This window comes from Roseofilum acuticapitatum BLCC-M154 (assembly GCF_030068475.1).
Taxonomy (GTDB): domain Bacteria; phylum Cyanobacteriota; class Cyanobacteriia; order Cyanobacteriales; family Desertifilaceae; genus Roseofilum; species Roseofilum acuticapitatum.
The window spans coordinates 24,806-35,885 of sequence record NZ_JAQOSP010000003.1; the positions used below are offsets into that span (position 1 = coordinate 24,806).

Sequence of the window (11,080 nt, forward strand, 5' to 3'; positions counted from 1 at the left end):
GCCCCTAAAGGTGATGTAGTAGTCGTCAACACCCTTGGCGGGTTGAGTGTTAAACTATATCCCCATAGTATACGGTTGAATCTTATAAAAAGCATATATGACTAAGTTGATGATGGCAGAGGCGATCGCCCAGAAAAACTCAAAGCGAAGAAAAACCACAGGGGGAAAATGGATACGCTCGGTAGGGGCGATCGCCTTAGCGAGTGTCCTGACTTGCAGTAGTTTCCCCTCCCTAGTCTTGGCTCAAAGCCTAAACGCTCCCGTCTCCTCTCCCTTACCCGTAGATGAAGGCTATACCTTGGGAGCAGGCGATCGGCTCAAAGTCGATATTTTTAATGTCCCCGAATATAGTGGCGAATTTTTAGTCTTGTCCGATGGTTCCCTAAATTTACCCCTCGTAGGAGCCATTCAAGTTCAAGGTTTAACCTTCCCCCAAGCCTCGGATAAAATTGCCACCGTCATGTCTCGCTATCTGCGAAACCCCATCGTCACCCTCAGCTTAATTGGGGTACGCCCCGTCAAAGTCGGTATAGCCGGAGAAGTCTATCGTCCTGGCGTATACTCCATGTCCTTAAATGGTAATGAAGAAGTGGCCATACCCACCGTTACCCGTGTGATTGATTTAGCCGGAGGAATCACCCAAGCCGCAGATATCCGACGGATTCAAGTGCGCCGTACCCGTCCCAGTCAGCAGGGAAGCGATCAAATTATCACCGTAGATTTGTGGAAATTACTACAAACAGCCGATCTCAGTCAAGACATCCTCCTAAGAGATGGCGATAGTATTTTTATCCCCACTGCCACCGATGTGGACTTACAAGAAAGTAGTATTTTAGCCAGCGCTAGTTTTGCCGGTGCAGACTCAGGCCCCTTAAAAATAGCGGTTGTCGGCGAAGTCAAACGTCCCGGCCCCTACACCATCAATAATGACTCAGAACAAAACGATGTGACCGTCACAGCCGCCATTCAATCAGCCGGTGGCATTACCGAACAAGCCGATATTCGCAATATCCAAGTGCGCCGGTTAACCAAATCTGGACAAGAGCAAATCGTTGATGTGGATCTATGGAAATTGCTCCAAGAAGGGGACTTGCGCCAAGATCTTCCCTTACAAGAAGGGGATACCATCGTCATCGGCATGGCAACACAACTGAGTCCGGATGAAGCCACGGAACTCGCTTCAACCAGCTTTTCCCCAGAATTGATCAATATCAATATCGTTGGAGAAGTGATCCAACCGGGTAGAGTAGAGGTTCCACCCAATACGCCCTTAGCCCAGGCTTTATTAGTGGCAGGCGGATTTAATAATAATGCTAGAGAACGTTCTGTGGAATTAGTCCGTCTTAATCCTAATGGGACGGTCACCAAGCGACAAGTTTCCATTGACTTTAGTCGAGCGCTGGATGAAGAAAATAATCCGGCTTTGCGTAATAACGATACAATCATCGTGTCTCCGTCCCGTGTAGCTGAATTGGGCAATGCCGTAAGTCCGATATTTAATGTCATAGGAACTGTAGGCGGAATCTTTTCGATTCCCAGAACGGTGTATCGTTTATTTGATGGTTTATTCGATGGTTTCTAATGACTAGCTTTAATTGATCAATTTTAATTAATCAAACCATACTCCTAGGCGATCGGTTTTATTGCTACACTGCTGTCAATTGAGAGGTTCTGAAATCCATGCAAGCTGGTACTCCCCCTAAATCTAATCAAAACGGACATAACTCAAACGGCAACGGCCACAACGGTTATAAGCCGTATCCGGTAGCCATCCCTGCTCTTCCCAATGCATCGGAGACGGAGGAATTTGATCCCAAGCAGTTGTTGGTGATTGCTCGTAGACGCTGGCTGCCCCTGGTGGGAGTGGCGATCGCCGTTACCGGAGCAATCTGGGCCTGGACGCTGACGCGCACCCCCGTTTATCAAGCGGATTTCCGGATGTTGGTTGAACCCATTTCAGAAGATGATAATTCTAAGGAATTATTACGGTTAGGGTTCGGGCCGAGCTTTGACTATGCTACTCAAATTGAAGTATTGCGATCGCCCACCCTGCTAGAACCCCTAGTGCGAGAACTCCAACAAACTTATCCCGACATGACCTATGGGGAATTAGTCGGAAATTTGACCATTCAACAGGCCCTAGGTGACCAAGAACGATACACCAAGATCCTAAATATCTCCTTTCAAGGAGACGATCCTCAAAAAATTAAAGACGTTTTAGACACCTTACTCAAAGGCTATTCTCTCTATGGTGTTCAACTGCGGCAACTCAGTATTCAACGGGTTGTGCAATTTGTCGAAGAACAACTCCCCGTTATCCGCGAGCAAGTCAACTCATACCAAGCCGAACTAGAAGCCTTTCGGGAACAACATAGCGTCATTGACCCCGAATTTAGAGGCAATGATATTTCTCGCTTGCTTACCGACATTAATAAACAACAAAAGGACGCACAAACCCAACTAGCCGAACTACAATCGCTGTATGTCGTCCTGCAAAGGCAATTAGGAGCCTCCCCAGAACAAGCCCTAGCAGAAGCAGCCCTTAGTGAATCCTCTCGATATCAACAACTGCTCAACCAACTCCTAGAAATAGAAACCAAGATTGCCGAAGAATCCGTTCGTTTTCAGCCCGATAGCCCCAATATAAAAGTTCTCCTAGAGCAACGACAAAATCTATTACCCCTAATTAACCGAGAAGCTCAACGGGTCGCGGGCGATCAACCCATTCCGGGCAATAGTGGACAATTAGCCCCTATTTCCGTAGACTTAAGTAAACAATTGGTAGACACAACCAATCAGATCCAAGTCCTACAGGTACGTCTCTCGGCCTTAGCTCAAGTTGAAACTCGCCTGAAAGAAGAATTCTCCATTATTCCCGGTTTGGCCAGAGAATATACCGATATCCAACTGAAACTCGAAGTAGCCACCCAAAGCCTAGCCCGACTACTCGAAACTCGGCAAACCCTACAACTGGAGGCGGCGCAAAAATCCGTATCTTGGGAAGTTCTTTCTCAACCCTTCCAACCTGGAGCGCCCATTTCTCCCAATGTGCCCCGTAATATAGTCTTAGGCCTCTTCGCCGGAACCTTAATGGGATTAGGGGCTGCCCTATTGTCCGAACAACTCGATAATGCTTTCCACTCTACCAACGACCTCAAAGATCTGACGGGCTTACCCCTATTAGGGATTATTCCCTTTAAGCGAGGCTTGAAACCCATTAGTGCCCCAGAAACGGTTAGGGCGAAAGTGGCAGCAGGCTCGGATCATGAACCGACTCCAGAACAAGCACCAAAACGTCCTCTCAATCTGAGCTTAGGAGCCAAGGGGACTTACTATAATTCCTCTCCCTTCCTAGAGTCTTTCCGCTCTCTGTACACCAATATTCGCTTTCTCAGTTCCGATACACCGATTCGTTCCTTGGTGATTAGCTCTTGTTTACCCATGGAAGGAAAATCGACTGTATCGGTTAATTTAGCGCGATCGGCCGCCGCCATGGGTCAACGGGTACTCCTTGTTGATGCTGACTTACGCCATCCCATTCTCCATAGTCGGTTAGGGCTACCCAATCTACGGGGATTAAGCAATATTATCACCAGCGAAATTGACCCCCGTGAAGTCATTCATGCTGTTGAAGATCATTTCTATATGCTCACCTCTGGACAAGTGCCCCCCGATCCCATCAAGCTATTGTCCTCTCGCAAAATGCAGCATCTGATCGAACAATTCCAAACGGAATACGATCTTGTCATTTATGATACTCCTCCCAGTTTGGGATTAGCGGATGGTAGCTTGCTTGCCAAGCGTTCAGATGGAATTCTGCTTGTGGTTGCTCTCGGAAAAACCGGGCGCTCTGAACTCAATCAAGTCTTAGATAATCTGAAAATGTCCTATGTATCGGTTCTGGGCATTATTGCTAATGGAGTTAAAGGCTTTGCGTCCGGTGTAGATTATTATTACCGAAACTATACCCCCAATGAAGACTAAGGGGTTCAATATGGATTCAAATTAGCAAGACATCAACCCTCAATAAACTTGTTGGTTGATGTTCGGGAAGGTTGGACTTTGGAGGGAAACTTAAAACTCTTTGAACTTCACTAGCCTTCCCATATTGACTTTGCTTTTCCATTCGGGATCGACGGTTAAGACTTCTCCATATTGTTGGGCAATGCGTTCTGGGGTAAAGTGGGTTTCTAGATAACGACGACCTTGGCTGCCCATAAATTCGGTTTTTTCCCGATTAGTAGCCAGCTCTCGAATAAACTGGGCTAATCCTTGAGAATCTCCATTATCAAAGGCTTGACCAAAATTGACTTCGGATAACATTTGACGGAGATAGGAATGGGACTCACAAATGGCAGCCACTGGGCGACCGGCAGCTAGAATGCCATAGAGTTTACTGGGAGCAACTAAACCTTCCATACCGGGACTAATGCTGACTAAGGACAGGTCGCAGGCAGTCAGGGAGTAGGGTAAGCATTCTTTGTCTTGATAGGGCAAGAAGGTGATGTGATTGAGTCCTAATATTCTGGCTTGTTCTTGACAGGCTTGATATTTGGCTCCATTACCAATAAAGACAAATTGGATGGGTTCATTTTTGAGGTGTTGGGCTGCCTCTAAGATAGTGTCCATATCATGGCAGCGTCCCATGTTGCCTGAGTAGAGAACGCAGAATTTTTCGACTAGGTTATGTTGATGGGCAAACCAGTTTTCTGATTTGGGAATGGGGACAATATGATGGGGGTCTGCCCAACTGTGAATGACCGCGACGCGATCGCCAATTTCTGGACATTGGGCAAGCACTCGGTTTTTCATGCTTGAACTGAGAACAATCACTGATTTGGCTTTGCGCCACACTAAGCGATTGACCTTATTCCAAAGCTCGACTAATTTATGGGTTCTGGAAATAACTTTGAGTTCTACAGCGACATCCGGATAGAGATCGTAAATGAGGCAAACATAGGGAACACCAAAACAGAGGTTGGCTAAATACCCTAATAGGGGTAAGAAGGGCGGGGCTGTTGTGACTAATAAGACATCTCCACGACTAGCGGTTTTCAGTAAGTGGAGTCCAGCCCGTAAACTGAAAATCAGACCATTGATCGCTTTGCCTCGAATGCGTTGTGATAGGATTCGGGTAGTTCGCGATCGCCGCACAGATAAGCGATCGTTTTCTTCTAATGTAGGAGCATCCTCTTGGCCAAAGGCATATCCGGGCTGTCCAGTAAAAATATGAACTTTCATCCCCTGACGACCCAGCTGATTGGCCAGTTCTTCAATCAGTTGGCCTGTAGCGGCATAATCTGGGGGATAATACTGAGTTAATATGGACAACCTTGTTGAATAGGATGCTTTTTTACCATTTTGGCTCGTATTGATTACGCTTAGATTCTGACTAAAAGAGCGATACAATTTAGAGTCCTCCTCAACAAGGATAAGGTTTAAATCTCTTTGCTTGGGTTATTTTTGTGTGGGCTATATATAGACTTCACACTCTCTTTTCCCAATTCCAGTTAAAAGCGCTCGATTTAGGATAATTTATTTAACACAGGATGGCAACCGATCGCCCAGTTGCAGATGTTGACAAATCAGAGTCGCGACAGCCTGGTTACCTTGTTCATTGAGATGTACACTATCTCGAAAGAAACTATCAATCACCGATGGACTTAAACTAGACCAAGCTTGATAAACATCAATCACTGGGATATTTTCTGACTCTAACAACGCCAAAAACTCTGGATAATACGGCGGAGTTTGAGGAGTCGGAATGAGATCGAAGTGATTGGGTGTAAATAGCACCATTACAGGAATATTTTGGGCGCGAATAAACTGAACCATTTGCTGAAAAGTATTCATATTTGCAGCAAACTGTGCTTGGGGTTGAAGTTGTGGTTTAGGAATTTCTGAGCTGGGGGTATTTAAGGGGAGATAACCCTGGATTCTCGGCCAAGCATATCGACTCCAAGCTTCTGAAATAGCCAAGACAGGAGGACGATCCGGGAAGTAAATTGAACCTACAGAATCACTGGTACTTGTAGGTTGTAATAAATCATGGACTCCAATTTGTAGAATCACTAAATCGCTGTCAAACAGACCAAATTTTTGTAAATATCCCCATTGATTTCCCAATCCCCAAGATCCAGATGAAGCATTGAGAACTTCTAGGGGATAACCAGAGGTTTCGAGCTTGAGTTTAAACTGTTCAGAAATAATATCCGCTTGATCGGTTGGATTGCCACCATTTAAGACTGAATCCCCTACCATTAAAACTCTTAATGTTCCTTGGGGTGTTTCAGGAGTGATAGGATTAGAGCGTTGAGAATACTGATTATAAATAATCGTTTTACCAAAGCGCCATAGGTGCTGATTGGGTTGAAAACGATATCCTGTGTCGCGATCAGCTTGTACAAGAGCGGGTTTCCCTAAACCTAAGCCTAGCCTTAAAAACACTTCAACGATCAGAAAAAAAGCTAAAATACCTAGAGGAATTCGATAAGGCGATCCTTTTTTAAATAGATGGGAAAAATTCATGAATTTAAATATATTTTGATTCCATTAATTTTAGATTCACCTCTAAGGTTCTAGCTTTTGTTTTTACAGATCCAAAGAACTGTACTATTAAATAAGTTACCTAAAATAGGAAATGGAGAAAAGACTTTTTGCTCCAGGGTTAGTCTTTGATTTAAAACGTCTTCTAAATCCCGATAATCAAAACCTTTATGGGCGCGATAGGATGATTTTTGGGCATGGGATGAAGGGAAGCTTTTGCAATCCCAAAGAATGGCCGCAGAAAAGAGTTCCTTGGGGGTATAGCGCTCATAGCCATATCCGCCTTTGAAGTTGGCTAAATAGCGTCCAGTTTGTTTAACAAATAGGGAAGGGCCAACTTCAATGGGAACAGAAATCACAATTTTGGCATTGGGTTTACAGAGGGGTAAAATGGTGTCGATAATCAGGGCAGGATCGGGGACATGCTCTAAAGTTTCGGTGCAAAAAACTAGATCGAGACTTTGGGGAGAAATTAGGGTGTGAGTTTCTGAGGGGAGACCCAATTTAAATCCGGGGATCTCTTTTAAGGTTTCTTCAGATGCAGTGAGCATATCTGGAGAAATATCAATACCAAAACCTGATTGAATGAAACCTTGTTCATAGGCCGATCGCAGTAACCATCCATCCCCACATCCATAGTCTAGGGCGCAGAGATAATTTTGATTTCCCAGGGCATTAAGAACAGCTTTAAATCTAGATTTATGGGCAACACGAGTGAGGGTATTTCCTTTTTCTAGAAGACGTTCTGAGTAAGACATAAAAGTAGGAGAGTTTGAAGTTTAGGTTAGTTTACCACAAGGAATAGAACGGGATTAGTGTCAAGGCTTTAGTGGATCAATGCCATAGATGGGCGGATGATGAGCCAAATTGACTCACGCCCAAGGTTAGCCTACATTAGCATTAGCACGTATTCCTGATGTTCTTCATAGTTCTGTGCATCATTTAGGGCCAGAGCCTCAATCTAGACATCAGTTACTACTTATACCCAAATCCTTGGGGAATAGGGTTAGGTTACAGATACTCCGTCAAATCATCGTCAACTATAGCTTTAATATCTTCAATCTGGCTACCCTATATAAGATATGGGGCGAGCCATGGCTAGAAGTAATGAGTTAATTTAAGAAATATTGCCGCACCATGTCTGAATCTATCATCGATCGCATCCAACCCCCCCTCGAACACATCCCCCCTCAATTCAACCCCCTTGTCCTCAAAGGTATACAACTGATTTTGCCCCTGTGGTTACGCACCCAGTGTCAAATCAGCCAACTTCACACCCACAACACCCTCACCCTTGCCCAGCTCTATCATCAATTTCAGCAACGCCAAATTCGCCTCATTCTCGCCTTTCGCCATCCCAGCACCTATGACCCCTATTCCATGGCTCATTTGCTCTGGAGTGCCGTACCCCAAACCGCTAAACAACATAAAATTCGCCTAAAAGCACCGGTTCATACCCATTTCATGTACGATCGCGGTATTGCCATTTGGGCCGGAAAACTTGCCAGCACCATTTTTTCTCAACTGGGGGGTACATCCATCCAACGAGGAAAACTCGACCGAGAAGGCCTAAAATGCGCCCGCTCTTTACTCCTTGATGGTCGTTTTCCCCTCACCTTAGCACCCGAAGGAGGAGTGAACGACCATAGCGAACTCATGAGTCCCTTAGAACCCGGAGTGGCTCAACTCGGATTTTGGTGTGTAGAAGACTTACAAAAAGCCAACCGAGCCGAAAAAGTGGCCATTCTTCCCATCGGTATTCGTTACTCCTTTACCCAACCCCCATGGGAACAACTGGATCGGCTCTTAAATGCACTCGAACAGGATTTAAGTCTACCTCCCTTGAGCAACTCTTCACCAGAGACTATTACTCAAGTTCGTTATACTCGACTGCTGAGAATTGGTGAAAATTTACTCTCTCTCATGGAATCCTTTTACTACCAATTTTATGATGTTAAATTTGAAGAACTGCCAGACCTAAAAGACCCCAATCAAAACTTTTCCCAACGCCTAAACCGGTTACTAGAAAATGCCCTTCAAGTATCTGAGGATTACTTCAAAATTAAGCCTAAAGGATCGTTTATTGACCGATGTCGGCGCTTAGAACAAGCCGGTTGGGAACGGATTTATCGCTCTGATATTGAAAGTTTATCCCCTGTGGAATCTGGGTTAGGGAATTGGGTTGCCGAAGAAGCGAGTTTACGCATGGGTCATATGCGAATGGTGGAGCGCGTTTGTGCAGTAACGGGGAAATATGTGCGGGAAAAACCGACGGCCGAACGGTTCGCCGAAACCCTATTAATTTTGTGGAAAACGATCGCCTGGATTAAAACTGGAAAAGTTGATGCTCGCCCCAATTTAGGGTCATTAGAAGCAACGCTCACAGTAGGAGAACCTTTATGGGTTAATGACCGATGGGAAGATTACCAAAACAGCCGCCGTCAAGCCGTTTCTAGCTTAACTCAGGAGTTGCAAGTTGCCTTAGAAAAGTTAATAATTTCCTAAGTTAAATCTGTACTCAACGATACGTTATAGGATTGCTCTCGATCGCCCCTTTTGCTATACTTTCTAGCAACATTTAGGTTATATAAACTGTAAACTCCTATGACTGTTCAAGGCGAACCTTTTCGATTTTCAGCAGGTGATAATCTCCATTTAGTCCGCTCTATACCCTCTGCAAGTTCAGAGTCAGAGTATTTTGACTACTTTGCCTATGGATCGTGCATGTGTCCTGTCGATCTTCAGCGCACCCTAGGAGAACCAACCTATCCTTATGTTGTTGGTCAAGCTACTTTACCTGGATATCGTCTAGGATTTTATCGCCGTTCTATCAAACGTAATTGTGGTGCTTTAGATGTAGTTCCCGATCCACAAAGATCGGTAGAAGGGGTACTTTATCGACTGCCTTGGCGCTTAAGTGAATTGCTGGATATTCGGGAAGAAATTCCCCGCAATGGGTATCGCCATGAAACGGTGGAAGTGTACTGTGAAGGGAAGCTTTACAAAAATGTGCGTACCTATGTGGTGGTGGACAAGTTACCAGAAGAATTGGCTCCCAATGATTGGTATTTTAATGTGGTCATGCGGGGGGCAATTACTTGCGGATTACCGGAAGAGTATTGTTGGGATTTATTTAACCATATGCATCGCCTGCAAGCGACTCAGTTCAGGCGATCGGCTTAGGGAGATGGGGAGAGGTGAAGAGAGTGTAGGGGCAAAAAACCTTTCACCCCTACGGATTTGAATCACTATTTGAGTTCAAAACTCGTGCCGCGATAACAGCCTTGAAAAGAGGTGAGAGGAATTTGGGTACGGTGTTGTAATTGAGCGACTAAGGATTGACTATTGGCAGTGGCGGATGCTTCGCCCCAATTGTAGTGAATCATGCCCAACATATTGCCCGTTTGATGATAGCTGTATTCTTCTACGGGAATGCCTTTTGCGCCGGTAATGGTTTGGTCGTAATAGCCATTAATGACAATTTTCTCGATTTTCACGCCGGGAGCGGTGCTAATGTTCCATTGTACGGGTTCGTAGGCGGAGAGGGCGAGGGTGATGGGCCGATCGCGTCTTTCAACTCGAATATCCACTTGTCCGGTGGGATGATAACCACCACTGTGATCCCAACGGGCTTCATAAATACTGATTAAGTGTAATTCGCGATTTTGGACTCCAGCGGCCACATATCCGGAAAAATCCCCGCTTCCTCCCACACCACAGCTATAACCGGGGCTAAAGGTAGTAGGGGTAGGGCTTTGGCTCAGTTGCTCTTGCAGCCTCGGTTTGAGCCATGTCCAAGCGGCAAACCCAAGGCCAGCAACTAAGACCATACCCACACCGACGGGGAGAACGGTTTTGAGTAAACGGGCTGCATCAGATTGACCCCATTGATTGAGGGTTTGTTTTAGGGTGTCTGCGGTATCTTGAATGGGGTTGGTATTGCCATCAAGCTGGGCGAGTAGGTGTAAGCTTTCTGGGTTGTCGAGTAAGCTTTGAATGGCTGTACCTGCACCCACATAACACTGGCGGGAGGTGCGATCGAGCAAGAGCCAATTTTCTTCTTGTTCCAGATGGTAGGGTTCAATGATGGGGTGGACTTGACTATGTTGGAGAAAGACTTGCCAGGCGATCGCATGACCTGCACCGACATCATCACCATCAGTATACATGAGTTGTCCAATATCACTATCCCAGTGCCAGGCAACCCAACGGCGATCGCCACTATAACCAAGAGACTTTTCTAACTGAGCATGGGCCGTAAGATTAATTCGTTCAACTAATTTAGACATAATAATGATGTTGTGGGGTAAGGACTTGGCTTTGTTATACGTTAACCTGTCCTTCTTTCCGGGCCAAGTGTTGGCTCAATTAAAAATGAACCATTGTGACGGCTGATTGACATACTCCCCGCGCTGAAGCGACGGGGATTCTAACTCTCGGTTCACTGAAGTCCACTTGCTGTTTCAGGTTTCCCCTCGACAGTAGAGGCGGTCTTCTCCCCGATCTTTCCCTCTTTCGAGGCGGATCGCGTATG

8 protein-coding genes are annotated in these 11,080 nt (G+C 45.6%); 4 read left to right on the forward strand and 4 right to left on the reverse strand.

Features of this window, described 5'->3' with window-relative positions; all coding sequences use genetic code 11:
• Positions 1–97 precede the first annotated feature (97 nt).
• A complete protein-coding gene (locus PMG71_RS00350) occupies positions 98–1,582 on the forward strand; it encodes an SLBB domain-containing protein (protein WP_283751639.1) in 1,485 nt (494 codons plus the stop codon).
• 98 nt (positions 1,583–1,680) lie between these two features.
• A complete protein-coding gene (locus tag PMG71_RS00355) occupies positions 1,681–3,984 on the forward strand; it encodes a GumC family protein (RefSeq protein ID WP_283751640.1) in 2,304 nt (767 codons plus the stop codon).
• Positions 3,985–4,074: 90 nt separating this feature from the next.
• Here the strand turns inward: PMG71_RS00355 and PMG71_RS00360 are convergent, their stop codons facing one another.
• The 3 genes from PMG71_RS00360 to PMG71_RS00370 form a co-directional block, all read right to left on the reverse strand.
• The gene (locus PMG71_RS00360; protein WP_283751641.1) at positions 4,075–5,409 is read right to left on the reverse strand and encodes a glycosyltransferase family 4 protein; all 1,335 of its coding nucleotides are present in this window, start codon (positions 5,407–5,409) and stop codon (positions 4,075–4,077) included.
• A 126-nt stretch (positions 5,410–5,535) separates the two neighbouring features.
• Positions 5,536–6,528 (reverse strand): SGNH/GDSL hydrolase family protein, encoded by a 993-nt coding sequence (locus PMG71_RS00365; protein WP_283751642.1) that lies wholly within the window; start codon positions 6,526–6,528, stop codon positions 5,536–5,538.
• Between the two features lie 50 nt (positions 6,529–6,578).
• Positions 6,579–7,304, reverse strand: a complete 726-nt coding sequence (locus PMG71_RS00370) for a class I SAM-dependent methyltransferase (RefSeq protein ID WP_283751643.1) — start codon at positions 7,302–7,304, stop codon at positions 6,579–6,581.
• Between the two features lie 379 nt (positions 7,305–7,683).
• On the opposite strand from PMG71_RS00370, the gene PMG71_RS00375 reads away from it, so the two are divergent.
• Positions 7,684–9,051, forward strand: coding sequence for a lysophospholipid acyltransferase family protein (locus tag PMG71_RS00375; RefSeq protein WP_283751644.1), 1,368 nt, complete (start codon positions 7,684–7,686; stop codon positions 9,049–9,051).
• 99 nt (positions 9,052–9,150) lie between these two features.
• On the forward strand, positions 9,151–9,729 hold the full coding sequence (locus PMG71_RS00380; RefSeq protein ID WP_283751645.1) for a gamma-glutamylcyclotransferase family protein: 579 nt from the start codon (positions 9,151–9,153) through the stop codon (positions 9,727–9,729).
• A gap of 65 nt (positions 9,730–9,794) precedes the next feature.
• Here PMG71_RS00380 and PMG71_RS00385 read toward each other — a convergent pair whose 3' ends face one another.
• A complete protein-coding gene (locus PMG71_RS00385; protein ID WP_283751646.1) occupies positions 9,795–10,835 on the reverse strand; it encodes a hypothetical protein in 1,041 nt (346 codons plus the stop codon).
• Positions 10,836–11,080: the final 245 nt, after the last annotated feature.

Bases quoted from the DNA above. Each gene is read 5' to 3' on its own strand.
- PMG71_RS00350 (WP_283751639.1), top strand. From the start codon at position 98: ATGACTAAGTTGATGATGGCAGAGGCGATCGCCCAGAAAAACTCAAAG.
- PMG71_RS00370 (WP_283751643.1), bottom strand. From the start codon at position 7,304: ATGTCTTACTCAGAACGTCTTCTAGAAAAAGGAAATACCCTCACTCGT.
- PMG71_RS00385 (WP_283751646.1), bottom strand. From the start codon at position 10,835: ATGTCTAAATTAGTTGAACGAATTAATCTTACGGCCCATGCTCAGTTA.
- PMG71_RS00355 (WP_283751640.1), top strand. From the start codon at position 1,681: ATGCAAGCTGGTACTCCCCCTAAATCTAATCAAAACGGACATAACTCA.
- PMG71_RS00380 (WP_283751645.1), top strand. From the start codon at position 9,151: ATGACTGTTCAAGGCGAACCTTTTCGATTTTCAGCAGGTGATAATCTC.
- PMG71_RS00375 (WP_283751644.1), top strand. From the start codon at position 7,684: ATGTCTGAATCTATCATCGATCGCATCCAACCCCCCCTCGAACACATC.
- PMG71_RS00365 (WP_283751642.1), bottom strand. From the start codon at position 6,528: ATGAATTTTTCCCATCTATTTAAAAAAGGATCGCCTTATCGAATTCCT.